This window comes from Bacteroidales bacterium (assembly GCA_035299085.1).
Taxonomy (GTDB): domain Bacteria; phylum Bacteroidota; class Bacteroidia; order Bacteroidales; family UBA10428; genus UBA5072.
Map to the genome: position 1 here is coordinate 1 of DATGXG010000004.1, position 26,757 is coordinate 26,757.

The 26,757-nt window shown below is 43.9% G+C and carries 17 protein-coding genes; 8 read left to right on the plus strand and 9 right to left on the minus strand.

Features of this window, described 5'->3' with window-relative positions; genetic code table 11:
* Together VK179_00755 and VK179_00760 are read left to right on the plus strand one after the other, a co-directional pair.
* The coding region (locus VK179_00755; protein ID HLO57247.1) for a cation:proton antiporter at positions 1–1,329 on the plus strand (1,329 nt) is incomplete at its 5' end.
* Positions 1,330–1,418: 89 nt separating this feature from the next.
* Positions 1,419–2,246 (plus strand): DUF5602 domain-containing protein, encoded by an 828-nt coding sequence (locus tag VK179_00760; protein ID HLO57248.1) that lies wholly within the window; start codon positions 1,419–1,421, stop codon positions 2,244–2,246.
* 155 nt (positions 2,247–2,401) lie between these two features.
* On the opposite strand, the gene VK179_00765 is transcribed toward VK179_00760, so the two are convergent.
* Together VK179_00765 and VK179_00770 are read right to left on the minus strand one after the other, a co-directional pair.
* Positions 2,402–2,848: a response regulator gene (locus VK179_00765; protein HLO57249.1), complete on the minus strand. Its 447-nt coding sequence runs from the start codon at positions 2,846–2,848 to the stop codon at positions 2,402–2,404.
* 6 nt (positions 2,849–2,854) lie between these two features.
* A complete protein-coding gene (locus VK179_00770) occupies positions 2,855–6,259 on the minus strand; it encodes a PAS domain S-box protein (GenBank protein HLO57250.1) in 3,405 nt (1,134 codons plus the stop codon).
* 178 nt (positions 6,260–6,437) lie between these two features.
* On the opposite strand from VK179_00770, the gene VK179_00775 reads away from it, so the two are divergent.
* Positions 6,438–7,406 carry a family 43 glycosylhydrolase gene (locus tag VK179_00775; protein HLO57251.1) on the plus strand — a complete coding sequence of 323 codons (969 nt, stop codon included), beginning with the start codon at positions 6,438–6,440 and terminating at the stop codon, positions 7,404–7,406.
* A gap of 370 nt (positions 7,407–7,776) precedes the next feature.
* Positions 7,777–8,136: a hypothetical protein gene (locus VK179_00780; protein ID HLO57252.1), complete on the plus strand. Its 360-nt coding sequence runs from the start codon at positions 7,777–7,779 to the stop codon at positions 8,134–8,136.
* Between the two features lies 1 nt (position 8,137).
* Here the strand turns inward: VK179_00780 and VK179_00785 are convergent, their stop codons facing one another.
* The 7 genes from VK179_00785 to VK179_00815 form a co-directional block, all read right to left on the minus strand.
* A complete protein-coding gene (locus VK179_00785; protein ID HLO57253.1) occupies positions 8,138–8,887 on the minus strand; it encodes an outer membrane lipoprotein-sorting protein in 750 nt (249 codons plus the stop codon).
* Between the two features lies 1 nt (position 8,888).
* Positions 8,889–10,169: an FtsX-like permease family protein gene (locus VK179_00790; protein ID HLO57254.1), complete on the minus strand. Its 1,281-nt coding sequence runs from the start codon at positions 10,167–10,169 to the stop codon at positions 8,889–8,891.
* The gene (locus VK179_00795) at positions 10,166–11,341 is read right to left on the minus strand and encodes an FtsX-like permease family protein (GenBank protein ID HLO57255.1); all 1,176 of its coding nucleotides are present in this window, start codon (positions 11,339–11,341) and stop codon (positions 10,166–10,168) included. Before VK179_00795 ends, VK179_00790 begins: the two co-directional genes overlap by 4 nt.
* A gap of 10 nt (positions 11,342–11,351) precedes the next feature.
* Complete coding sequence (locus VK179_00800; GenBank protein ID HLO57256.1) at positions 11,352–12,047, minus strand: ABC transporter ATP-binding protein; 696 nt, start codon at positions 12,045–12,047, stop codon at positions 11,352–11,354.
* Positions 12,048–12,052: 5 nt separating this feature from the next.
* Complete coding sequence (locus VK179_00805; GenBank protein HLO57257.1) at positions 12,053–13,189, minus strand: hypothetical protein; 1,137 nt, start codon at positions 13,187–13,189, stop codon at positions 12,053–12,055.
* 1 nt (position 13,190) lies between these two features.
* A complete protein-coding gene (locus VK179_00810; GenBank protein HLO57258.1) occupies positions 13,191–13,769 on the minus strand; it encodes a TetR/AcrR family transcriptional regulator in 579 nt (192 codons plus the stop codon).
* A gap of 142 nt (positions 13,770–13,911) precedes the next feature.
* Positions 13,912–17,850: an ATP-binding protein gene (locus VK179_00815; protein HLO57259.1), complete on the minus strand. Its 3,939-nt coding sequence runs from the start codon at positions 17,848–17,850 to the stop codon at positions 13,912–13,914.
* A 131-nt stretch (positions 17,851–17,981) separates the two neighbouring features.
* Here VK179_00815 and VK179_00820 point away from each other — a divergent pair, with 131 nt between their 5' ends.
* The 4 genes from VK179_00820 to VK179_00835 are packed head-to-tail and all read left to right on the plus strand — an operon-like array spanning position 17,982 to position 26,753.
* Entirely contained in the window at positions 17,982–21,095 is a 3,114-nt protein-coding gene (locus tag VK179_00820; protein ID HLO57260.1) for a TonB-dependent receptor, read from the plus strand.
* A gap of 11 nt (positions 21,096–21,106) precedes the next feature.
* Positions 21,107–22,795, plus strand: coding sequence for a RagB/SusD family nutrient uptake outer membrane protein (locus VK179_00825; protein HLO57261.1), 1,689 nt, complete (start codon positions 21,107–21,109; stop codon positions 22,793–22,795).
* A 2-nt stretch (positions 22,796–22,797) separates the two neighbouring features.
* Complete coding sequence (locus tag VK179_00830; protein HLO57262.1) at positions 22,798–25,194, plus strand: glycoside hydrolase family 2 TIM barrel-domain containing protein; 2,397 nt, start codon at positions 22,798–22,800, stop codon at positions 25,192–25,194.
* Complete coding sequence (locus tag VK179_00835) at positions 25,191–26,753, plus strand: right-handed parallel beta-helix repeat-containing protein (GenBank protein HLO57263.1); 1,563 nt, start codon at positions 25,191–25,193, stop codon at positions 26,751–26,753. The genes VK179_00830 and VK179_00835 overlap by 4 nt, the downstream gene beginning before the upstream one ends.
* The last annotated feature ends 4 nt before the right edge of the window (positions 26,754–26,757 follow it).

Below are 26,757 nucleotides of genomic sequence, written 5' to 3' on the forward strand. Positions count from 1 at the left end.
ACTGCCTTTGTCATAGCTTTCGTTGCAAACCAGCTTATTCCCGGATTCACGCTGGCCCTGGGCTTCCTGCTGGGCGGTATCATTTCACCTCCTGATGCCGTTTCAGCCACATCCATCATGCGCCAGGTAAATGTTCCGAAAACGCTTGTCAGTGTAGCAGAAGGAGAAAGTCTTTTAAATGACGCCTCATCATTAATTATTTTCCGTTTTGCGCTTGCAACTATCATTACAGGACAATTCAGCCTTCAGCAGGCCACCCTTAGTTTTATTCTTGTCATCATTATGGGAATACTGATTGGTGTTGCCATTGCTGGTATTTTCTATGCCATACACAGGTGGCTGCCCACCACATCCAGTATTGAAATAGCACTCACCCTGGTAACACCCTATTGTATGTACTATGTTGCAGAGCATTTCCACTTTTCAGGAGTGCTGGCTGTGGTGAGCGGGGGACTTTTCCTTTCGAGCAGGCGAAATGACATACTCACCTATGAAAGCCGGGTGCAGGGATTCAATGTTTGGACAAACCTCGTCTTTGTATTGAACGGATTGGTTTTTATGCTCATCGGACTTCAGTTGCCTTCAATAGTCAGGCAACTCGGCGATTTTACCCTCATCAATGCTATCGAATACGGATTGGTTATTTCATTGGTACTCATTCTTACCCGCTTGCTGTGCACGCTGGGCGCATCCGTATTTACCCGGTTCATAAGCCGGTTTATCACAGTCGCTGATGACAACCCGGGATGGCGTTCACCGCTCATCCTCGGATGGGCGGGAATGCGCGGCGTGGTTTCACTTGCCGCCGCACTTTCCATTCCCCTAATGATTGACGGCAATCCATTTCCCCACCGGAATCTGATCCTTTTTATCACGTTTATTGTAATCCTGGTTACGCTGGTTTTCCAGGGACTCACACTTCCCTGGCTTATTCGTAAGATTAAGCCGGGTATAGACCATGAATCTCTGCCGCAACAAAAAGCAGAAATTTATATTCAAAGGAAAATAACCGAAGACTCGATCCGATATTTAAATGAAAAATATACGCGCCAGCGTCATCTGAATGATCACCTTAAAAACCTGTATGAAAAGCTTCAGACCGACCGCGATTTCTTCAGAAATGAGATTAAAGAGGCCGAGAATACAAAAGATCACACGTTAACCGAATTCCAGGCGATTTATCTTGATTTGTTACAACACCAGCGGAATATATTGAATGACATGAACCAGATTGCGGATTGTGATGAGGAACTGATCAGGAAATACCAGGCACTGATTGACCTGGAGGAAATGCATGTTAGGGAAAGGATGGTTGGGGAGGAGGAGTAATAAATTTAACAATCCTTTAAACTTTGCCGACACAATAAAGGTTAATTGATCTGATTATCTCAATTAATTAACCGTTAAATTTAATGTTTATGAGAAATACGAGAAAGATGTGGGCGGTCATCGCGATCGCAGGTTCACTGTTTGCCATTCAGTGCCAGAAGGAATCGCTGAACACACCTGAACCGGAACAGGAAGCTGAGGCTTATGATGTGACAGGAGAGTTGAAATGTGCAGGTGACAAGACATTTTACGGTCCTGCGGTACATATGGGCAACGGGGCAGTACGTACTTTTGTTGTTGAGGACAGGAACGGCGATCCGAAAGCCGTTGGTATACTTATGTCAAAGAAAGCTCTAGATAACCTTCCCCATGATATGACAGAGTTTGTTCTTGAATTTCCGAAAGCTTCTGACCAGGATTTTTACACACACGCTACAGTCGACTGGAATCCAGCAGGACATGAGCCTGAGCATGTTTACACCTTGCCTCACTTTGATTTCCATTTTTACACTATTCCCCTGGAAGAAAGGCTGGCCATAGGTCCTAATGACACCATTCAATTTGAAAATCTACCGGATTCCATTTATATTCCTCCTTTCTATTTCAAAGGGCCCGGTGGAGTGCCGCAAATGGGATCTCACTGGGTTGACCTGCTTTCTCCTGAAATTAGTGGCAGCGGTATATTTACAAAGACATTTATCTGGGGCTCCTATGACGGGAAATTTACCTTCTGGGAACCGATGGTAACAAGGGATTACCTGCTCAGCAACCCGGTAAACAGCTTTACTGCAGTTAGACAGCCCCAGGCTTATCAAAGAAGCGGATGGTATGCCCAAAACTATAAAGTATCCTACAATTCGCGCAACGGCGAACGAATTGTAGCACTGACGAATTTGGTTTATGTTGAGGGGCAATAGAGAAAAGAGGTGAGTTGTGAGAAGTGAGTAGGTCTACCGTAATCGGTATTCGGTAATTAGTAATCGGTGTGAGACTTACCAGTCACCAGTCACCAGTCACTAATCACTTTTAAAATCAACGCTGACAGGTCTTTCTGACGCTGTCAGGTTGATTTTTACCTGAATGGAACATGATTCAGCTGAAGCCAGTAAGAACCGGCCTGGGAAATAGCATTTGACAAGGATTCAAAATCGAGTGGTTTTACCACATAACTGTTAACACCCAGGTTGTAGGCAGTGCGGACATCTGATTCTTCCTGCGAGGAGGTCAGGGCAACAACCGGGATACTTGCTGTTTTGGGTTCACATCGTAATGCGCCCAGCACTTCAAGTCCGCTTATCTTCGGTAATTTCAGATCAAGAAATATAACTCTCGGCTGGTGATCAATATTACGATCGTTATAATGTCCTCTGCAAAACAGAAAATCAAGCGCTTCAGCTCCATCACTGACAATTTTACACGAATTATTTAAATTTTGTTTGCGCAATGCCCGGAGTATAAGTTCCGCATCACTGGAATTATCTTCCACCAGCAACAGATCAATGATTCCGTTTCGTTCCATAGCGACTTATTTTGGAATTGAAAAACTAAATACAGATCCTTCACCGGACCGGCTTTCAGCCCATATATCCCCTCCATGACGGTTTATAATTCGCTTGACAATAGCCAGCCCAACCCCGGTTCCCTCAAATTCGGTTTCGGAATGAAGTCTCTGGAAAACTCCGAAAAGCTTATCAGCATACATCATATCAAATCCGATGCCATTATCCCTTATTGAGAAAACAACCTTGTCATAATGAATAACGGAAGTTATGCCGATTATAGTTTGTTCTTTCCCTGATGAATATTTAATGGCATTGGATATCAGGTTAACCCACACCTGTTTCATCAATGATGGATCGATTATTACTTCAGGCAGTTCTCCCATCACAATTTCTGTACGTCTTTTCAATTGTGGTGTAATCAGTTCATCAATAACCGACTGTACAATCCGGTGCATGGGAATGCTTATTTTATTCATTTCTGACCGGCCGAAACGGGAAAAGGCAAGCAAATCGTCAATCAGGCGGCCCATCATATCCGAGTTATGCTGAATGACGTCACAGATTCTTTTTCCTTCCTCATCAAAACGGGGACTGTAATCTTCAAGCAGGATTTGCGTGAATCCGTTTATTGCTCTGAGCGGGGCTCTTAAATCATGCGAAACTGAATAGCTGAACGATTCAAGTTCCTTATTGGCTTCCTCAAGTCGGATTAATGCTTTTTTCAATGATTCTTCCGCATGCTTCCTGGCTGTATGATCAATCATAGTAGAACGGCTTCGAAGGAAACCTCCATTATCATCATAGACAGCCGTGGCATTCAGCAGTACAGATAATATGCTTCCATCCTTTCGGATAAAATCAAGTTCAAGATCATTCAGAAAACCGGTTTTCATAAAGATCGGAAAATTATTGCTGAATGTCTCCTGGCTTTTCGGCGTGAGGATATCCATGGCTTTCATTTTATTGATCAGCTCATCCCTTTCATATGCCAGCCACCGTAGTTCGGTATCATTCACCATTTCAAATACGCTATCCTTATTCAGGCTATGATACCCGCACGGTGAATTGTTATACAGGTCCATCACTTCAGCAGTGCGCTCTGCAATACTTTGTTCAAGTGTTTCATTTAAATTTCTGAGTTCGGCTTCTCTTAACCGGATGGTGTCTTCGGCAATTTTCCTGTCCGTTATATCGGTTGCCAGCACAAGGCCCATTTTCCTGCCCCTGATTTCAATTACTTCAATAGAAACCATGGCATACCGTATCTCACCGTTTTTTCTTCTGATGGCTGCGTCCTGGTTAATTACACCGGAACCTTGCTTAAGAATATCGACCCAAATTTTGCGACTTCCGGATCTCACAAACAAGTTCATCTCATCGGCAGAATGACCTATGACCTCATCCCTTGAATAGCCAATCATATCAAGAAATGCAGGGTTTACATCCATGGAAAAACCGGTTTCGAGGTCGAATATATTAATTCCAACCGGACTGGAATGGAATATTTTTGAGAACCTTTCCTCACTTTCCCGTTGTTTTTCCTGCGCCTGTTTTAGCCCGGTAATATCAACAAATGATATTAATACACAATTTTCATCTGAAAGAATAATAGGCCTGGCTGAAATTATTACAGTTTTAACTTCGCCCGACTTCGTTTTAACCAGAATTTCTTCGTTTTTTATATAGCCGGATCGGGAAAGCATTTCTTTTAAAGACTGCCTGATCGATAGATCAACAAAAGTACTGATATCCTGATCGTGTTTGCCGGTCACTTCCTCTTTGGTATACCCCAGGATAGAAGTAAAGGCCTCGTTTACAAGGACGAATTTATTTTCAGAATTAACAATAACGATAGCTGATGGATTGGATTCAAAAGCCGTTTCAAAGTTCTTCCGCGAAATTTCAAGAGCTTCTTCCGACTTGATTTTTTCTGTAATCAGTTCTGAAAACAAAACAATTCCTCCTATGCGGCTGGAGTTTTCAAACCATGGCGTTATTTTCCATCGTACCCAATCCACTGATCCATCTTTGCGCCTGAATAAGTCTTTCTCCTTGGATTCGGTTGCACCCGACAGGCATCTTTTATGAATTTCCTTCCATTGATCAGGTACTTCCGGAAATACTTCGTATTGATGTCGTCCTATGATGTTTTTATCCAGGCCATAATCACTCAGGAACCGCTGGCTTACCGCAATAAAATTAAGTTTACTGTCAAACATCGCAATGCCTGCAGGAGCATATTCCACAAATAGTTTGAGTTTATTTTCGCTGATCTGTAACGCCTCCTGTGCCAGTTTCTGCTTGGTGATATCCAGGCTCAGGACAAACAATCCGTCAGGTATAGGTGTGATAGAAAGATTAAAATATCCCCTGGATTTATCTTCATAGGTGAATTCATTATAAACGTTCCTGAATACCCTGTTTTCCATACAATCCTTCATGACAGAATAGATAGTTGTATTTTCAAAATCAGGAAAACATTCGGTTATTTTACGGCCGATAAGAGAATCTCTTTCCATACGGGCATCCCTTACAGCAGCGTCATTCAGGTATTTATACGTCCAGTCTTTTCCAAGGATCTGACACCCTTCAATCATATGGTCCATAACGTCACGGAGCTGATGCTCAATTTTCAATTTATTTTGCAGCGATTGTTGCAACTCGCTCTCGACAGCCTTGCGTTCCGATACATCCTCGATTATGGCAATGATACCGCTAATTTCACCATGACCATCCCGAAAAGGTGACGCTGAGAACCGGACATCAATGCGTTTACCTGTAATGTCAAGCCGAACCGTTTCAAATCCTTTTATGGTTTCACCTGCAAGTATCCGGGTCCTTACACCAATCGCCTCTTCCGATTTGTCAGGTGGAATAAAAGAGGCATAGTTACCGATAGTTTCCTCTTTTTTCCATCCGAATATCTTTTCAGCAGCTTCATTCCAGATTTTCACCACTCCGTTAATGTCCGTTACTACAATGGCATTGGGTGAAGTCTGGAATACAGCATTGTAATTCTGAATGATCTGATTTAATTTTTCCTGTGTATTACGGTAATTTGATATATCCCTTCCGACAAAAACCGCACCTTTAATCTTCCCTGTCTTATCATATATGGGGTTATGAGTTACCTCATAATGTAATGTATTGGGTGATTCACCCCATGAGGCCTCGTCAATCCATTGCTCTCCCCTCAGCGCTTTATCAATATTGAATTTTACCTTTTGAATGTCGGCGGCAAGCGGAAAATAGTCAAGGATACTTTTGTCCAGTCGGATGTCTGCATTATGCAGGAATTTCATTTGTTCTGCATGAATCTTGTTAAAACTGGTGTACCTGTATTGGGTGTCAACTGAAAAAACAGGTAGTCCAATGGATTCAGTTATGCTTTTGTAGATATTCTCAAACGGCTCGTTGTTTTTTTCCATGCTTTGCAGATCAGAAAATTAGTAATCAGAATATGGCTTGATCGGGGTTTTATCCGGTATATTACAGTAAACAAAATTTAACCATGGACTTCGTAAAGGAAATATATGAATTTTGTTTGAAAAAAAATCAGGCTGACTACCGGATTTTGATCCCGTTTAAATTTTCATTACTTTTAGTATGATTGATATAAATACAATGAACCGCATCATTTTTCTGATTTGCTTTGCCTGGGTTTTTAATGCATGTTTAGCGCAAAATCCTTTTATAACCCATATGTATACCGCCGATCCCTCGGCAAGGGTGTTTAACGATACGCTTTATGTTTATCCGTCGCATGACGAGGATACGGCCACGCAGTTTTCGATGAAAGACTGGCATGTGTTTTCAACAACCGACATGAAAAAATGGACCGATTACGGTGTTGCGCTATCTCTGAACGACTTGGGCTGGGCTCATTCTGAGGCGTGGGCACCTGATTGTGCATACAGAAACGGTAAGTATTATTTCTATTATCCGGTTGAAGCCAGTAAAATAGGGGTTGCAGTGGGTAGCAGGCCGTACGGGCCGTTCAAGGATCCTCTCGATTCGGCATTGATCCATACCAAATCGAAAGGTGTAGTGTGCAACCGTGATTTCATTGATCCCTGTGTTTTCATTGACGATGACGGACAGGCTTATCTTTACATGGGACAACTCGTTGTGAATGCAATTAAGCTCAATAAGGACATGATTTCATACGACGGCAGGGTTTACCTGCTCGAAGGCACTGATGATTTTTTTGAAGCCATCTGGATGCATAAATACAAGGGCAAATACTACCTGTCGTATGCCGCTCAGAGCGGTGAAATTAAATACTGCATGAGTGACAACCCACTGGGGCCTTTTCAATATAAAGGCGTTGTGTTGCAGAAAATGAACAGTGGCACCAACCATCATTCCATTGTGCAATATAAAGGCCAATGGTATTTATTCTATCACAACTCCGACTTGTATTTCAGGAATAATCCCGGCATCAAACCCCTATTTGGTTGGGGCCATCCCGGCAGTCCGCATCCTTTCAGAAGGTCCATTTGTTTTGATAAGCTTTATTATAATGCGGACGGCACAATCAAACAGGTAATTCCCACAGGAGGAATTTCTCAATAGTTCTTTTATCGGGGTCGGACCAAACTATTTTATTGATATTAAGGGATTTAAAGTTATTTTTTTACCTGTTTTTGGTCTTACAGAGTCATTTTTGACCCTATTTTTAGCCTTCTAAGAAATCAGATTCAACCGCCGCAAAACAGGTGTTTTCTTAGAAGGCCATTTTACATGCCAAAAATGATGCTCTAAGGCCAGATATTGGCCTTTTTTTATTATTAAAAAACTAATATACAACATAATAGCCTGGTCCGACCCCGAATAAGTACCAACCGGCGGAATTTCACAATAGTATTTTTTGGTGGTCACTTTAAAACCTCATTTCAGGCAACCTTTGGCCGGGAATTTGCATCATGATTGTGATTTAACGGTTATGAAATATGTGTTTTTGCTTTCGCTACTGCTTCTTGCAACCTGTGAGAATACAGATGCGCCGAATGATGAAATGGTTAAACTGGCCGGCATTCCCGAATGCATCCAGGCCAGGATTGATGAGATAAAAAGTGAACCTGTATGGAACCCGCCTGCAGAAATATACTCTTACAACTACAAGGGCCGGACTGTATATTATATTCCCCAGCATTGCTGCGATATTCCCAGTGAGCTGACGGATGCCCGGTGTAATTATATCTGTTCACCCGATGGGGGTATTGCCGGCGGCGGTGACGGCCGGTGCGCTGACTTCTTCACAACAGCTAAAAACGGGCGTCTCGTCTGGAAAGATAACCGGTAACCTATTTCTTTAATGCAGCTTTTGTAAAAATATAACCCGGAATTTCCTGGTCGAACTTAATGTTTGACATTTTAAATTCAGTGCCGTTTCCTTCTTTCAGCATGTCTTTATATAAGACTTTTGTGGGAAACCAGCGGCCCTGGATGTTTTGTACATCCGATAATTCAGTGCGTTTCAGCAATTGCCCGCTCCGGGCATATAGTTCCTGCTTCAACGGGATGAATCTTTCCCTGTCGACCCATATCTTTTGTTTATAATAAGCTACATCATTGACCTTTGCGGTTAGTTCAAGCACCCAGGTATCCCTGTCGCCGATCTTTTCGTTTCCCGAAAAAACGGCCGTATACAAATCAGTCAGTTTACGGTCATCCATCATATCCTCATACGAAAGGTCAGAACCCATAACCGATTGCCTGAGAAGATGACCGGATATCTGGATCGTACGATCGGCCGAAGGTGAATAAATCCACAACTGTCCTTCAAGCTTAAGCATCTTGGTTCCTTTGTCAGATGCCGGGGCCAGGTATTCGGTGAATGACCTGTTTGACCCCTCGGAATAAGTCTTTGACTGAACCGTGCGATCATTTCTTTTTCCGTGGATTGTCATAGTGGATTCAAAAACCCTGCTACGAGCCGACATGTTTTTATCCACGCGGTTCAGCATCATTAGCGGATCCTGTGACAACACCGATGAAAACAGGCTGCAGCCGCCAATTATTAGAGCCATTAATTTTACTTCTATCGTTTTCATTTTAAGCCTCCAATTCTTTGAATAATTGTGCTGTTTTTCTTTTAAATATTCCGATGCCGGCAAGAGAAGTACCGATAATCGTTGAAATCACTCCGGGGATAAACCCGATGTAATAGTCGGTTACTGTTATTCTTGCCCTTACCACATCCGGCATCATAACAGCCGCTGTGGCTCCCTTTGTAAATGTTTCTATATGCAGACCGTATGTTTGCATAAGCCATGCGAATCCCAGGCCAAAACAGGTTCCGATTATGGTTCCGGCGATGCCAATCATCACCGATTCATAGATCATCATGCGGTATACGTGACCCTTTTCTTCGCCCATGGCAAGTCGGACTCCGATTTCACCATATCGTCGCAGGGCACCCAGCAAACCGGCGTTCCAAAGCACCAGCGACATGGCAATAATAAATACGAAGGTTATAATGGAACCCATACTTTCCGACATAAAGATATATGTGTCCATTCCCCTCTGGTCGCCAAGCTTTTGCATAACCGGTTTATAAAGGTCTTCGCTTGTATTGTATTTCGAATTAAATTGTCGGGCAATTAATTCTTCCTCGTCGTTATCATAATACCCCTCTTTTGAAAATCCGAGAATCTCGCTTGCAGCATCGGTCATTTCAAGTGCCTGCTGCACATCGGCGATATCGGCAATGAGAGTTCCCCTGTCGAGTGCATTGGTTCCAAACCGTACTGTACCGGCAACAGTGAAATTACTGATTGCCATTCCCCCATTCATTGTCGATCCGATAAGGGTTACCTGCTCTCCCGGTTTCACCTGCAGCTTCTTTGAAAAGGCGTCGCTGAGAAGAATCTCTCCCCTCTTTTCGGGTAGCCTTCCGTTCACAAGTGATTTTGCCAGGTTGAGCCGCTCTGCCTCTTCACTGCCTTCCGACAATAAATCAATTCCAAGTCCCATTGCCGGACCCTGGCTCCTGGTTTCACCGGTTGTATCAGGCACATCAATCAATCCCCCGAAATTGATACGGGGCGTCCATTGAAATCCGGGGAAATCTGTTGCCAGCTTTTCTTTCATTTTCCCGGCATCAAGCATAGCCAGATCATTCGGAAACTGGTCGGCGTTATCGGCATAGGCTTTAGTCATTACCTTAAGATGACCGGTAGTGAACTTAGCCGTCATTTCAATCATGTCCGACATAAGTCCTGTAATGTATGAATGCATAAATACACTGAGCATAACGCCAAGCGCTACCACAATCACGGGCAGCCGGCTCCTGCTTTTATCCCGCAAAAGTCCTTTGAATAAGAATCGTATCATTGCAATTTCCCCCTTAAAGCTTCTGTTGGTTTCAGTCGTGCTATTTTCCTCGATGGCCAGTAACTTACAAGTGCAGTTGTAAGCAGAACCAGCAGCGTCGTTGACATTACCAGTCCTGCACTATAAACCGGGTATAATGTATCTGCTATGGCAATTCCATAATCACCTCCATTAACTGGCAGCTTAAAACCGGTTTGCGCCTGCCAGATAAAAAACGGCAATCCGTATATTGTTGCGAGCACAGCGGCAAGAACAGCATGCATGGCTCCTTCGAGTGTGAACAGCCACACAACCTGGCTCTGGGTGTATCCAAGCGCCACATAGGTTCCTATTTCTTTCTGACGCCTGAAAATGGATAATACCTGTGTGTCAAAAACAGCCAAAAGGGCCAGCAGCAAAAGAATAATGTAGAATATTGACTGGCTTGCGGATTTTGTTTTGATCATCGATTCCAGGTCAGCTACAAGGGCTTTCTGAGGCATCCTTTTCCATTGAGGTCCCGGAGAAACAACCAATTCAGGAGTTTTAACCGTAAACAGAGTTGCTTCGCCAGGCATTCCGAGCATTCTCTGCAGGGTATCCAGCGGAATCCAAACCTGTCCCACATCCACTGACGGCACATTGGATTTAAAAACAGCGGCAATGCATATTTCAGTGGCATCAAAAGTGCCGTTGGCATCGCGCCACCTGAGTGTAGTGTAATCACCGGCCTTCAGTTTAGTTGAGCGGGCCATGTTTTCACCGATTATGGCCGGGATAGCGCCGCATGCTGTGTCAAACTTCTCAGTGGGAAGTGCCAGCAGGTTCTGCTTTGCATCAATACCTTTAATCATAACCGATTGAATCCGTCCGGAAGGATAAATGGTGCCCTGTGATATAAGAACAGGAACGATTACTTTATTTTGAACAGGAGTTGCCAGGGAATCCGGGATCCGACCATGAGCATCCTGCAATGAAAACGGATCAAAGGGATCATAGGACTGATGCCAGATTTGTCCGCTTCCGATTTCCCACCGGATCATATCGATTTTTGCCTGGCGGTCCCATCCTGCAAGCAACCCTTTCATCCAGATAATCACAACAAAAGAAAAAGAAAGCACAATCACATTCAGCCAGGTGCGCAGCCCGGCACCGACAAGATTACGATAGGCCAGTTTAAATGCAGTTTTCATAACCCATGTATTAATTCAGCACCTCATCCCGGTTAACAGACCCGTCCACAAGGAAAACCTTTCGTTTCAGATAACCGATAACCTTTTCGTCGTGAGTGGCAAAAAGGAAAGTCGTGTTCAGTTCTTTATTCAGTTTCACCATGGTTTGCAGGATATTGTGAGAATTAGCCGCATCCAGGTTAGCTGTAGGCTCATCGGCCAGAACAAGCGACGGCTTTTTAACCATGGCTCTTGCAATGGCCACACGCTGGCATTCGCCGCCCGAAAGCTGCGGAGGTTTTGAGCGCTCCTTATCAGTAAGTCCCACCCATTCCAGCGCTTCCATCACCATTTTCCTGCGTTCGGCAGTACTGTAATCAAGCAGTAAAAGAGGGAATTCAACGTTTTCAAAAACGGTGTGAACAGCAAGAAGATTATAGCTCTGAAAGATGAAGCCGAGGTTTACTTTGCGAAGTTGAGCAGCCTGTTTGGCATTCAGGTCACCAATCGATTTACCGAGCACGGTTACCCGGCCGTCTGTGGGACTATCCAGTGACCCGATAATATTCAGCAGGGTGGTTTTACCTGAACCGCTGGGGCCGATGAGTCCTGCAAATTCTCCTCCGCCGAATGAGATATTGATGTTTTTCAGCGCCGTAAATACTGCTTTTCCCATTGGGAATCGCTTGGTAAGTCCGCTGATCTCAATTATTTTATTGTTTTCCATAATGGTTAATAATTATATACAATCATAATTTGAAAGCCTTTACCGGCAAATAACTGCGATGATTCACCCTGTTGAGGCATGATATACTGAGCCGGGTTCATAAAAGCCATCAGGTAACCGGTCATCTTCCCAAAGTCATGCTTGAGGTTAAGGAAGTTGTAAAAATTACCATGAGTCCAGTCGTAGAACACAATACCGCTGAGATTATCGTTCATGACGAGCGGATAGGATAGGGAAATTCCTGTGAAGGACGTGTTCTTTCTGAACTGAAACGCGTTCTCATCCAGAGCAAACACAAGGTGCTCAGCGATCACATTAAGTCCGTTGCCTAAACCGAATGTATAATCGATTCCTGCTGTAAATAACTCCTGGTTTGTGTAGAATCCGGAGTATCTTGTTTTCCCGATCCATGTTCCTTCAAACCAGAGGCCAACGCCTACATCCCATTTGCCGTCGATCCCTATGCGGTTCTCTCCTACTCTTCCGTATTGTTGAAAATCTCCGGTCAATCCGCGTGTATCAGCAATCCGGTGATGAAACGAGAGGGCCACCTCTCCTTTGGGAACCGGCGACTGAAAGCGCCCGCCATATTCAGGCAATTCAGCGGATTTACCGGTTTCCCAGGTTTTAGGACCTTCATTTCCATACAATCCCCAAAGCCATAGATTCGCATTATTAAGGAAATAATATCGGAACAGAAGGCTCCAGACTCCGTCGGTAAGCTGAAGCGGATCGCGGGGATCAAGCTGGTCAAACCACATTAAGGGACGAAGCATGGATGCCGACCCGAAATTGATCTTCTGCAATCCCAGCCGTAGTTCATATTGATCCGCTGAAAAACGCGCCCATACCCTGTAAGGCTTGATTTTTCCGTAGGAATGTATTGTATCAAAAGGTGAAAATCCAAGAGAACCATTGATGTTGGCAGACGCTTCAAAATCAATCATCCTGTCTTTTTTTAGCTTCACCTGGTAATCGAATGCGGGAATATAACGCAAACCGGCATTCACAGGCAGGTCTATTTCCGGATTAACATGCATCCAGCCTGAAACCATTCCTGAAAAGGAAAGGGAATCCTGTGCCCCGACCGATATAAAGGGTAGAACTAAAATCAACGTCAATATAGCTTTCAGCTGTTTCATCTTAATTTTTCGGAGAAATGCCAAATACAAAAAAGGTGGCCAGTTCCATTACCATATCCTGAGGTTTTTCATACATACTGATCAGAAGCGGATCATTGATCATGTCCATCATTTTTTCTGCAAAATACAGGATGAGCTCAGGCTTGATATCCTTTCTGAAAAGCCCTTTTTTCTGGGCATTCCTGAAATCGTCCATGATTTCTTTCCATAGCCTGCGATTAACCTGTTCGATATGTTCTTTAAGTCCGAGTTCAGGGTTATTGTAAAAATCAGCAAGGAATTCCTTACTGATGTCATTGGTTCCTTCCTGCTTAAGTTTCAGCATCCTCATCATTTTTTCAGCAGGCGAACCTTCCTCGGACATAAAAAGTTTGAATTCACGGATTCCGCGATCCGCCTCGTTGTCATAAATTTTCCGCGCCAGTTCGATTTTATTGGGGAAAAATTTATAATAGGTCATTTTGCTTATACCGGCTTCCCTGCAAATTTCTTCAATGGATACCCTTTTAAATCCGTATTTCCAGAACAGTGACCTTCCGGTCTTCAAAATCGTGTCGTATTTTGCATCAGACGTTTTCATTATTAGGATACGTTTAATGGTACAAATATACGATTTTTGTAATTATTATGCTATTTCGTAAAGTTTTTTTTTATTGTTTTTCTAAATGCCCTGAGACGCTGACAGGTCCTCCGGACGCTGTCAGGTCTCCCCCACACACCTCTCACTTCTCACTTCTCACTTCTCCCCTGAACTCACCAGGGGTCTGATGGTACACTTCACGGAAACATTTAATAAAATAATGCGATTGGTTAAACCCTGTCAGATAGGCTATTTCAGCAACGGAATGATCGGTATTCCTCAGGAGATGAAGGGATTTCCGTAAGCGGACAAGACGAATAAACTGGTTTGGACTTTGTTCGAGCAGCACACGGAATTTCCGGTGAAGAACCGTTTTACTTACATTCATAGCCGAAGCAAACTCATCAATCCGGAATTCAGGTTCCATAATATGTTCCTCTATTACCTGCATCGCCCTTTTCAAAAAAGCTTCGCGGGGGTCAAACTCGATATTCGTTCTGTCGTCTTCCCCGGAAACCAGCCATGAAAGAATCTGCCTTTTCCGGTTCCCTGAAGTTGTGTGGATGTTTATCATCTGATTGAGCAAGGCTTCACCATCAAAGGGTTTTTTAATATACAGGTCCGCCCCTTGCTGGTACCCCTGGAGCTCATCATCGGTGGTTACAAGGGCTGTAAGAATCACAACAAATATGTCTGAAAACTGGGGATTTTGCTTTATGGTGCGGGTCAATGATAATCCATCGAGGTCGGGCATCATAATATCCGTAATGATTATCTCAGGCATTATTTTTTCAATCATTGCAATTGCCTGTTGGCCATTTTCCGCCGTAAACACATTAAAGCTGGCTTCGAGTTTTTGCTCAAGATAATCACGCATATCCGGGTTGTCCTCGACAATGAGGATGGTAGATTTATCGCCCGAAACGGATTTGAGTGTTTCAGGTTCGCCGGCTGATTCCGCCATTTTAACCGGGATACAAACTTCAATTTCAGTGCCTTTGCCAGGTTCGGATTTTACCATAACTGTTCCCCCGAGTTTTTCGGTGAATTTCCGTACAATGTAAAGCCCGAGTCCTAACCCTTTTGTTTTGGCAAAAGGGATGCCATCGGATTCCTTAAAGAATTTTTCGAAAATACGGGCCTGGTTCTTTAGTTCCATCCCGGTACCATTATCTTTTACACCCATGGTCAACTGGTTCAGGTGATCAAGTGAAAGTTTTACCTCCACCTGACCCTTATCGGGCGTGAATTTAATGGCATTGCTGATAAGGTTAAAAAGGATTCGTTCTATTTTAACATGATCTGTAATGATTTCAAGCATGTCGTGAGATGAAACAAAACCAAGGCTGATTTTTCTTGATGTGGCGAGGTAATCAAATGCGTTTACAACCATCCTGCAAAAGGATACAATTTCAATTTTTGTCTCTTTCAGCTCATCATTGTTTAATTCAGCTTTTTTAAAGTCGAGTATGGTTCCGAAAATATCACTCAGGTAAGACGCATTTTTATGAATGATCCTGAGTTTATCCTTAACACCGTCTTTATTATCCTGGTCTCTCAGAAGATCATTCAAAGGTGAGATTATAAGGGAAAATGGTGTCATCAGATCATGCGAAAGGCCGGTAAAGAAGCTTTCTTTTTCGCGTAATAATTCCTGTTCTTTTTCCTTACCGATTCTGAAGAGTTCGGCCACCTGTTTCTTCTTGTTATGGTTAATCGCAAGCCATATTGCTAAAATCACGATTAAGATTATTAATGCCACTGCAATAATCCTGAACCATTTTGTTTTCCACCATGGAGGGACTATGGTAAGGTGTATAGCCCGACAGATACCAGATTCCGGAGAATTGTCAAATTTCCTGATCTTAAGGGTGTATTCACCGGGGTTTAGTTGCGAAAAGGTAATAGGATTTTTTAAATCAAGATGTTGCCACTTTTTTGTGAATCCTTCAATTATATATTGATACCGGTTTACATACAAATCCGGTCCCGATTCCGCAAAAAGTAAAGAAATCCAGCGGCTTTTATACGAAAGTGTAATCGAAGAAGCATATTCAGGTGCGACGTGTGTTACTACGATACCCTCGATCTTATCACCGGCATTAATTATTTTATGGTCAATCTGAAGTTCAGTCAGAACAATCTGATCGGCGTTTTCATGGTGCAGTAAGGTATACGGATCAACAATAATCAAATTATCAGTAGTTCCGAACACAAGATAGTCTTTGCCTTTAAAACGTGTTTTAGTGCTTGAAAGAATAGCATGATTGCCAACCTGGTCCCAGTCAATCTCAAAAACATTACTATCCCTTGAAACATAACAAAACAGTCTTTCGCCGATTGAAAACCAGAGATTATTCTCTCCGTCGGGAATAAGTGATCGCACTGCTCCCTGCGGAAGACCATAATCAGCAAACAGGGATTCAGCTTTTAACGGATCAGCATTATAATTTAGTTGCATCAATGAAGTGGAAGTCCCGATCCATAACAGCCTGTTCTTATTGTCAAAAAACAACCGGTAAATCAGTTCTCCCGAGAGTTCACCCTTATGAGCAAGCCGACCGGTTTTTGTATTGAACCTGAATAAACCGCTATGAGAGGAAATAACCATGGTAGAGTCGTCAAAAGGCGCAAATCCTGTTATTTCTTCCCGCCTGAAATTATCATAGTATGTATACTTTCCGGGCAAGCCTGAATCAAACTTCAGTGAACTCAACCCGCTTTGTTTCGTTCCGATCCAAACGGTACCGTCATCAGTCTGAAAAAATGAAGTGACTTTTTGAATAGCAGGATCATGCCTGAATACTTTAAAACCGAAATGTTCATCCTTTCTGTTCAGGCTGTAAGGAATTCCCATTCCGTCATGGCCTGCAAATACCAGATCTCCGTTGGTGTATAAGCTCAGCATGAAATTGGCGAGATCTTCCTTTTCAGAACCTATGCTCAACGGGATAAGCTTTTTATCCTGCAGGCTTAACCTATACAAACCTGATCCCTGTGTCCCCACCAAGATATTACCGTTTCCCAGGTCTGCCAGTGAAGTAGCCGGTGCAGGCAGTTTTCCTTCTGCAGGAAAATGAGAAAACCCGGTTTCAGTATCGCTGAACCGGATTAATCCTTCTCCGTAAGTTCCCACCCATATGTTATTATATTGGTCTCTCAGCAAGGAGTTAATTAATGAAGCGGAGAATCCTTTTCCCGTGAATCCGGACCTGACAGCGAAATCATTGTCCATTTTTTTCAACCCGTTGCCCCAGGTGCCAAGAAATAAAGAACCATTTTGCCCGGAAGCCATCCTGAAGATGGAATGAAATCGACTATCGGAATACTGCCCGGCAATTTTCATCTGTCCGGGGTCTGATTCATCCCAATTCAGTTTCAACAATCCCGATGACCAGGTAGAGCACCATAGTTCATTTTTACTCCCGTCATCAAGAAAACGCGTAACTGAGGCGTTTCGGTGTTCATTTTCAATCCACCTGTTTTTCGAAATATCATAAACAAAATACCCGAAATAAGTACCGACCCTTAAAAAGCCCCGTGGTTTTTCGAGGAGAGAGGATACGATATATCCGGGGTAATGGATCTTCACCCTGAAGTGCTTTTTATCTTTTCCTTCGGGAACCAGTTGATATAAACCCTCCTCCCATGTTCCAAGCCATATATTCAAATGTGAATCTTCGAAAATGGAAATAACCCTGACCGGCACACTGTCTCCGATAAGGTCGTTAAGATGCATAAAGGTTTGGAGCCGGGGATTATAAATGTCGGCCCCGCCTGATTTCAACCCGATCCATAACAGGCTGTCCCTGTCGAAATAAAGACATTCCGTATTGTTCTCCCTGAGACTGTTGGTATTGCCCGGTTGATGCCTGAAGACTTTAAAGTGCTTGCCGTCGAATCGGTTAAGGCCATCTGTCGTCGATATCCATAAAAAATTTCCATTTTCTATTATATCCGTCACTTCAACACCAGAAAGACCATCTGTTATATTATACCGGATAAATTCCTGTGCTGGTGCCGGTAAAGTAAACCGAACCAGGAGAGTTAAAATCAATGCAATTTTTAAGCGGTGTTGCATTTCTGTCTGTTTTGAATCCATCATTATCAACGGCTTAACCCTATGACACGATTCTGTTATGAATGGGTTCTTTTCTGTTATCGGCTTCAGTGTGCCTTATATAATTTCATGATTGAAATAGAATCCAATTTATGAAAATTTATCAGAAGTCAGCATTAGGTATTCTCTTCCTTACCATCATACTTTATTGTTTGCCTGTTTATTCAGCATCAACAGGTACTTCCGACGGCTCCCTTAGCATATCCGGAACTGTAAGAGACGAAACGGGTAATGGATTTCCAGGGGTATATGTAAGGGAAAAAGGAACCGCTAACGGTGCAATAACCGATATAGCAGGCAATTATACTGTTAAAGTGACCGATGGTAACGCAACGCTTGTCTTTACCTTTATAGGATATAAGACGCAGGAAGTGCAGTTAAACGGACGGTTGATAATTGACATTACCATGCAACCTGAAGTGGCACAACTCGACGAGGTTGTCCTTGTCGGCTACGGCACCCAGAAGAAAACAACGGTTTCAGGGTCAGTGGCCCAGGTAAACGGACAGGAAGTATCGAGGTCGCCGGCATTGAATGTTACCAATTCACTGGCCGGTTCAATACCGGGGCTGGTAACAGTAGGGCAAAGCGGTGAACCGGGTGAAGATTATGCCACCTTATATATCCGGGGACAGAGTACGCTGAATGATAATTCTCCACTGATTGTCATTGACGGGGTACCGAACCGGTCGCTTGAGAGAATTGACCCGGCAACAATTGAAAATATTTCCGTGTTAAAAGACGCGTCAGCAGCAATCTATGGTTCCCAGGCTGCAAACGGTGTCATTCTGGTGACCACAAAGCGGGGTAATGCTGAAAAATTACAATTTACAGCCAGCTACACCATGGGATGGACCCGGCCTACGAGGATACCGGAACTTACAAATTCTGCAGAGTTCGCCACACTGGCCAACGAGGTAAACTATTATGATAACAGGCCTGCTGTATATACACCGGAGCAGATTGAAGCATTTCGTTCCGGTTCAGACCCCTGGCGTTATCCAAACACAAACTGGTTTAAGGAAGTTCTTAAACCGTGGTCAATGCAGGGTAATGCCAACATAACCATGTCAGGCGGAAATGAAAAAATCAGGTCGTTTGTATCCATTTCGTCACGAAACCAGGATGGATTTTTCAAAAACAGCGCCAGCAAATACAAACAGCACGACATAAGGGCAAATATCGACCACAAGATCAATAAGTATATTGATTTCTCGGTAGATGCCGGTTTACGTGTTGAGCAGAGAACATCTCCGACCGCCTGGTCCCCGGCTATCTTCCTGAACCTGATGACTGCCCTGCCCATGCAGGTAGCCCGATGGCCAAATGGTTTACCCGGCCCCCCGCTGGATCCCAGTAACCAGGTGAATCCTGTTGTTCAGGCTACGCCTGATGGCGGTGTAGCAGAAGGCGAGAATTATGTTTTCAATGTAAATTCAAAGCTCCTTGTTAAAATTCCCGGTATTGAAGGACTTACTTTAACGGCTACCGGCGCGCTCGACAGGGGGCTGAATTACAACAAGTCGTTTTCAAAGCATTACCAGCTTTACCAGTGGGATCGGGTTACAGTAGATGCGGACAACCTGCCTGTTCTCGAAAGCAACGGATTCGGAGAATCCAATCTGCAGCAGTCGCTCACCATTAACAAGGAATATGTGGTTAACGGTTTCCTGACCTACCAGCGAAAATTTGATGACCATAACCTGAACATAGTGACCGGTATGGAGCTAATCCAGAACAATTATTTCTGGTTTACAGCCGAACGCCGGAATTTTACACTCAATTATCCTGATGAGCTTAATTTTGGTGATGAGGACAAACAATATGCTTCCGGTTCGAACCCGGGTATCAACCGGTGGAAGAATTATTTCGGCCGCTTTAATTACACACTGAAAGACCGGTATATTGCTGAATTTGTATGGCGGTACCAGGGTTCCAGCAAATTCAGCCCCTCTACACGATGGGGGTTTTTTCCCGGTATTTCGCTTGCCTACAGAATTGCAGAGGAACCTTTCTGGAAAGACCTGCCTTTTGCCGGTTTCATTCCTTATATGAAAATACGTGCCTCCTGGGGGAAAACCGGCAATGACCTGATTCCTGCCTACCAGTTTTATTCATTGTATGAGCAATCATGGCGAAATTTCATTTCAGGAAACGGCACTACATACCCGGTATATGGTGAAAGCCTGGCAGGCAATTCTAAAGCCCAATGGGAAGAGGCCAACCAGTTCAACGTCGGAACCGATATGGGCTTCTTAAACAATAAACTGACTTTTACTTTTGATTACTTCAATAATCTCAGGACTAAGATCCTCATCAGCCAGGCGGCTTCCATCCCGGACATGACGGGCACATCGGACAAACTGCCATTGATAAACCTGGGAAAAGTAAGAAACCAGGGCTTCGATTTTGAATTATTGTGGCGGGATAATGATCATGAACTTGATTATTCGGTGGCATTTAATGGCCTGTGGGCAAAGAACAGGGTATTATTCTTTGATGAAGCCGAAGGTATGCTTCCCTGGCAAAAGCAGACCGGTCATCCTATGAAATCAGGCATCTTTTATATAGCTGATGGCATTTTTCACACTCAGGAGGAACTTGATCAGTATCCGCATATGAACAATGCGCGCACAGGGGATGTCAGGTTCAAAGACATCAACGACGACGGGAAGATCAACGGGGATGACATGAAACGCATTTATAAAAACGTGGTTCCTACCATTTCAGGCGGAATCACGGTGAAACTTATGTACAAAAGCTTTGACCTGGCCCTGTTGGTGCAGGGACAGGCAGGGGGTATAAAATACATCCAGTATATGGGAAGCAAGACCGGTTCAAATTACATGAAAGATTTTTATGATAACCGCTGGACGGAAGATAATCCGTATGCCGATTATCCGCGGACTTTCAACAGGAATGATGAATATTGGGTAAGCTCTGAAAATGCAAATACCTTCTGGCTAAGGAAAACCGATTTTATCCGGTTGAGGAATTTTGAACTGGGTTATAACCTTTCACAAAAGATTGCGGGCAAATTAGGACTTACGGGTTGCAGGATACATGCAGGCGGATATAACCTGGTCACCTGGACACCGGACATGCGAGATTTTGATCCCGAGCTTGAAGCAAAAGGTGATGGCATGGCAGGGGAAGGATACCCTTTGCAGAAAATGCTTACAGCCGGCTTATCCATAACTTTTTAAAAGAGTAAGAAATGAAACGTTCTGCATACACACTGGTATTCCTTTTTTTAGCTGCCCTTACCAATTCCTGCGATGACTATCTCGACACCTATCCCGGTGATAAATATGATGATGCCACGGTTTGGAAAAATACAAGCCTGATTGAAAGTTTCCTGTTTGGTATCTATAATGGAGTCCCCTATCCTCATACCTGGCTCTCCAACGCGTCGCTTGTGGATGAAAGTGTTCCCATTCAGAATGACGGGATTATGGACCGTGTCCTTCAATCGAATATGACCCCGGAGGAGCCCGGGGCATTCAAACCCAACTGGGCAGCTTGTATGGACGGATGGTGGTGGAATTATGCATACGGCAATATAAGGTCGTGTAACCTGTTTTTTGAAAAAATTCATCTTGCTGAGAATACCCCTGCTGCTTACCGGGAGCAGATGGTTGATGAAGTCCATTTTCTCAGGGCCTATTTTTATTATGTGTTGATGGCACAATACGGTGGGGTACCCCTTATTGATTATGTGGTAAACATAGGAGACAATTATAATATTCCAAGGAATACATTTGAAGAAACCATCAATTTCATACTGGCAGACCTGGATGCCGCATTGGCCGACAACAGGCTGGCAGGGCAAACTGATAAAACAAGGGCCACCACCGGTGCAGTGTATGCGCTGAAATCAAGGGTTCTGCTTTATGCTGCCAGTGAACTGCACCATAACACATCATGGTCATCGGGTTACTCACATCCGGAATTAATCGGGTATATAGGAGGCAACAGGACTCAGTTATACCAGCAGGCCAAGGAAGCCGCTGAGATGGTGATGGGAATGGGTTATTCGCTTTATAACGAAAATCCTGATCCATCGGCCAATTTCCAGGAGCTGTTTCTTGCCATATCGTCAAACGAACAGATATTCATTACAAGGCTTGATAAGGTCAATACATACTGGGCGATGGATTGGGTGGCATGGTTCAATGGCACGCCATCGTATGGAGGGTATGGTTTGAACCAGGTAACAGCCAATATGGCCAATTCCTTTGAGAACCTTGATGGTTCAAAATTCAATTTCGGGTTGCAGGCTGCCGATCCCTTTTCAAACCGCGATCCCCGGTTTAATGCTTCCATCCTGCACCATGGTTCACCCTGGTATCACAATGCAAATGATGTGGTAACACTGGATACCATTGATATTACCAAGGGAACCGGAATTGATTATAAACAGGGCAATTCGACCGGTTATTATCTAAAAAAGTTCATATCTCCCTCGCAAAACGACCATTACCAGGGAACACCACAACCCCAGCCTTATATCCAGTTAAGGTATGCAGAAGTTTTGCTCAATTATGCAGAGGCCTGCCTAGGGCTGGGTGAGGAAACAAATGCCCGCCAGGCAATGAACCTTATAAGACAACGGGCAGGCATGCCTGATATACCGGCGTCGGAAACAGGCCAGGTCCTGATTGATCATTACCGGAACGAAAGGAAAGTTGAATTAGGATTTGAAGTCCAGCGCTTCTTTGATGTGAGAAGGTGGATGATAGCGCCTGAGGCATATGGAGAGGCATATGGAATTCAGTATGATGGCTCGGAATATTCACAGTTTACCTATGAAACCCACGCATGGAATGACAGGAATTACCTCGTTCCCATATTATATGAAGAAATGCAGAAGAATACAGCTTTAATTCAAAACCCGGGATACTGATCATGAAATTACTCTCTCTTTTACCTGCTTGTTTTATTTTTCTGACTGCCTGCAGTTCCAACTATTCAGTTGATACTAACCCGGGTGAACTATTTGATTCGGGCTGGAAATTCCATCGCGGTGACATCCCTGGAGCTGAACGGAACGAAACCGGTGTCGAAGAATGGCGGAGCGTGAATTTGCCGCATGACTGGAGTATTGAAAATATCCCTGGGACAGAAAGCCCGTTTGATTCAACCGTTGAAAACGGTGTGGCCAGCGGGTTCACCAGGGGAGGAACAGGCTGGTACAGGAAGCATTTCAGGCTTGAAAATGCCGATAAGGACAAAACAATCCGGCTCTTATTTGACGGGGTTTATATGAACTCTGACATATGGATAAATGGTCATCATGCCGGTGGTAATTTTTATGGTTATTCAGGCTTTCCCGTTGATATCACCCCTTATGCCAGGTTTGGCGAAGATAATGTGGTGGCTGTAAAGGTGGAAAACAATTCGGTGAAATGCCGCTGGTACTCCGGATCAGGCATATACAGGCATGTGTGGCTTACCAGGTCCGGTAGAATAAGTTTCAGTCGGGGCGACATCCAGGTTATCACTCCGCTTGTGTCAGAAAAGCAGGCGCTGGTAAGAATCAAGGGAAATCTTGCTAATGACAATACAGTTAAAGGTAAAGCCCGGATTCAGCTTGTACTGTTGAGTAAAAACAATCATAAAATAGCATTGGCAACAGTTTCTGCTGAAATCGAAGCCAACCGGAATATCGAAATAACACATGACTTTATTATAAAAAATCCTGCTTTGTGGAGCGTAGATTCCCCAACACTATACAAACTGGTTGTAAAAGTATCAGAAGGGAAAAATCACGACGAATACGCACAGGATTTCGGAATACGAAAAATAGAATACAACGCGAAAGACGGGTTGCTTTTAAACGGTAAGCCGGTGAAGCTGAAAGGCGGTTGCATACACCATGATAATGGTGCGTTGGGAGCATGCGCATATGACCGTGCTGAAGAAAGGAAGATAGAGTTGCTGAAATCGGCTGGTTTTAACTGCATTCGGTTTGCGCACAACCCTCCTTCTCCGGCAATCCTGGATGCATGCGACCGACTGGGCATGCTGGCTATCGATGAATCATTTGATGTATGGAAATACGGGCATTTTGAAGGTGATTATTCGGCGAAATTCGATTCGTTATGGAAGAAGGACATTGAATACATGGTTCGCCGTGATAGGAATCACCCCTCTGTAATTATGTGGAGCATCGGAAACGAAATAAAAAAATCTGAGACGCCTGAGATTGCAGAAACTTGTATGAAACTTGCCGGACTGGTTAAAACGCTTGATTATACCCGGCCTGTCACTTCTGCTGTTAACAATATAAGTGTAGCCAAGGACACGTTTTTCTCATACCTCGATATAGGCGGATACAATTATGCACCCTTCCTGTATGAAGCTGACCATGAAAGGGTTCCCGACAGGATCATGTATGGTTCCGAATCGTTTGCATGGCAGGCATATGACTACTGGAAACAGGTAGAGGACCATCCCTGGGTGATTGGTGATTTTGTATGGACTGCTTTTGACTATATTGGTGAAGCTTCAATAGGCTGGAGAGGCTATCCCCAGGAACAAAACTTCTATCCATGGAACCTGGCATGGTGTGGCGACATTGATATTACCGGACATAGAAGGCCGCAATCATATTATCGTCAAACCTTGTGGGATTCACATCCTGTAACAGCCCTGTTTGTAGAACCTCCTGAAACCTCCTTTCCGGTGAACCCAAATAAAGCTGACTGGAGTGTGTGGGATTGGCCAGATGTGGTCCAACACTGGAATTTCGAAGGTTATGAAGGGAAAGCGCTTAATGTATCCGTATATACCTCCGCGACGGAAGCGGAACTCTTCCTCAACGGAAAATCACTGGGAAGAAAACAAAAAACTGCGGCGGACAAAAACCGACTTATATGGCAGGTACCCTATTCAAAAGGAATACTTTCAGCCATTGGATATACTGATGGTAAAAAAGATTCTGAAGCTATTCTGGAAACAGCGTATCCTGTTCAATCCATTGAAATGAGGGCTGACCGTTCACAGATATTAGCTAATTCCCAGGACCTGGCATTTATCGATATTGAGCTGCAGGATGAAGAAGGCAGAATAAATCCGGGTTCTGACCGGTTAATCCATTTTGATGTTTCCGGTTCGGGCACTTTGCTCGCAGTGGCCAATGCAAACCCCATGAGCACTGAAAGCTTTCAGCTGCCCCAGCGAATGACCTGGAGGGGCAGGTGCCAGGTAATCGTTAAAGCCGGCTTTGACCCCGGAATCATTAAAGTAAAAGCCTCATCGAAGGGTTTGCCTGAAAAAGTAATAGAAATCAGGGTGAAATGAAGATCTGTCTTTACATCATAGGAACTGCGTTGCTTATCCCTTTAATTATGGCTTGCAACAGACCCCGGACAACAAATTATTACTTTAACCCGGAAACAGGAAATGACACCCTTAACCCGGGTACCTCACCTGACTTGCCTTTCAGATCGGTGGCTAAATTAGCGGATCTGAAACTGAATCCCGGTGACAGCGTTTTGCTCAAATCGGGTGCTGAATTTAACGAGCCGGTCTATGTACATTGTTCAGGAAATCAAAGACAACCCATAGTTATAGGTAAATACGGCGGCAAGGAAATGCCGAGAATCAAAACAAGAGGTCATTCACCGCAAGCCGTACATATTTTTAATTCAGAACATATATACATCAGGGATCTTGACATTTCGAACAAAGGAGACACCAAGGTGACAGGATTAACGGGCATCCTGGTTGAATTAAAAGAGTTCGGTACAGCACATAACGTTACCCTCGATAACCTATATGTACATGATGTCACTGGCAGCGTGGCTACCGACAGTACGGGAGGCGGATCTGGAATAATGATCAGGAATTACCGGGATAATGTGGAAGAACCTTTCCTTTCAAGGTATGACGGACTGCTTGTACAAAATTGCCTGGTAAAGAATTGCTCCCGCGATGGAATACTGATGTGGGGAAACTGGATCAGGAGCAAATGGTATCCCAGTCTTAACGTGGTTATCAGGAACAATGTGCTGGAAGGGGTCCCGGGTTACGGGATTGTTCCTGTCGGTTGCCTGAAACCGCTTATAGAATACAATGTAATGAAAGACTGCCCGGATATTATGCCTCACGATGCCATCGCTGATGGTATTTGGCCATGGGCTTGCGACAGTGCCCTTATCCAGTTCAACACTGTAAGTGATATGAGCGGCAGTGTGGACGGGTATGGGTTCGATTCGGATTACGACTGCAAAGGCAGCATTTTTCAGTACAACCTCAGTTATAATAACCAGGGAGGTTTTTTGCTTATCTGCAACCCCGGGGGATGGCCGCCTGACTGGTGTACTGGCAATACAGGCACCATTATCCGCTATAACATAAGTATCAATGACGGAATTCGTGAAAAAAGAGTGGATGCCCATGGCCAGCCTTACTTTTCTCCGGTGATAAATATAACAGGGCCTGTGAAAAATACCCTTATTGAAAAGAACCTTTTTATCCTGCCGAAAAAGAAAAATTCTTCCATTGACCGCACACTGGTTCACTTTACTGATTGGCGGGGTTACGCAGATAATACATCGTTCCGAAACAATTATATACTGTCTGAAGAAATCCTAATTGCATGGAAACCCACAAAATCGACTAACAGTATAGCCGAAAACAACCTGTTTACAGGGAATCTGTCAGCCGATACCGAAGGTTTTCGAGAGATGCAAAACCTGTTCTCTTCCAAAGCCTGGTTTGACAGCAGAGACCCCGGCTGGAAAATACTGGTCAGTTTCATTGAAGATAAGGCTGTTACGATAAACGGGAATGAAATAAAGGTCCGGGATTTACTTTTCCTTGAAAATTCAAATTACAATTCAAATAAAGCTTTTTGATTTT

Bases quoted from the DNA above. Each gene is read 5' to 3' on its own strand.
- VK179_00760 (HLO57248.1), top strand. From the start codon at position 1,419: ATGAGAAATACGAGAAAGATGTGGGCGGTCATCGCGATCGCAGGTTCA.
- VK179_00765 (HLO57249.1), bottom strand. From the start codon at position 2,848: ATGGAACGAAACGGAATCATTGATCTGTTGCTGGTGGAAGATAATTCC.
- VK179_00770 (HLO57250.1), bottom strand. From the start codon at position 6,259: ATGGAAAAAAACAACGAGCCGTTTGAGAATATCTACAAAAGCATAACT.
- VK179_00775 (HLO57251.1), top strand. From the start codon at position 6,438: ATGATTGATATAAATACAATGAACCGCATCATTTTTCTGATTTGCTTT.
- VK179_00780 (HLO57252.1), top strand. From the start codon at position 7,777: ATGAAATATGTGTTTTTGCTTTCGCTACTGCTTCTTGCAACCTGTGAG.
- VK179_00785 (HLO57253.1), bottom strand. From the start codon at position 8,887: ATGAAAACGATAGAAGTAAAATTAATGGCTCTAATAATTGGCGGCTGC.
- VK179_00790 (HLO57254.1), bottom strand. From the start codon at position 10,169: ATGATACGATTCTTATTCAAAGGACTTTTGCGGGATAAAAGCAGGAGC.
- VK179_00795 (HLO57255.1), bottom strand. From the start codon at position 11,341: ATGAAAACTGCATTTAAACTGGCCTATCGTAATCTTGTCGGTGCCGGG.
- VK179_00800 (HLO57256.1), bottom strand. From the start codon at position 12,047: ATGGAAAACAATAAAATAATTGAGATCAGCGGACTTACCAAGCGATTC.
- VK179_00805 (HLO57257.1), bottom strand. From the start codon at position 13,189: ATGAAACAGCTGAAAGCTATATTGACGTTGATTTTAGTTCTACCCTTT.
- VK179_00810 (HLO57258.1), bottom strand. From the start codon at position 13,769: ATGAAAACGTCTGATGCAAAATACGACACGATTTTGAAGACCGGAAGG.
- VK179_00815 (HLO57259.1), bottom strand. From the start codon at position 17,850: ATGCAACACCGCTTAAAAATTGCATTGATTTTAACTCTCCTGGTTCGG.
- VK179_00820 (HLO57260.1), top strand. From the start codon at position 17,982: ATGAAAATTTATCAGAAGTCAGCATTAGGTATTCTCTTCCTTACCATC.
- VK179_00825 (HLO57261.1), top strand. From the start codon at position 21,107: ATGAAACGTTCTGCATACACACTGGTATTCCTTTTTTTAGCTGCCCTT.
- VK179_00830 (HLO57262.1), top strand. From the start codon at position 22,798: ATGAAATTACTCTCTCTTTTACCTGCTTGTTTTATTTTTCTGACTGCC.
- VK179_00835 (HLO57263.1), top strand. From the start codon at position 25,191: ATGAAGATCTGTCTTTACATCATAGGAACTGCGTTGCTTATCCCTTTA.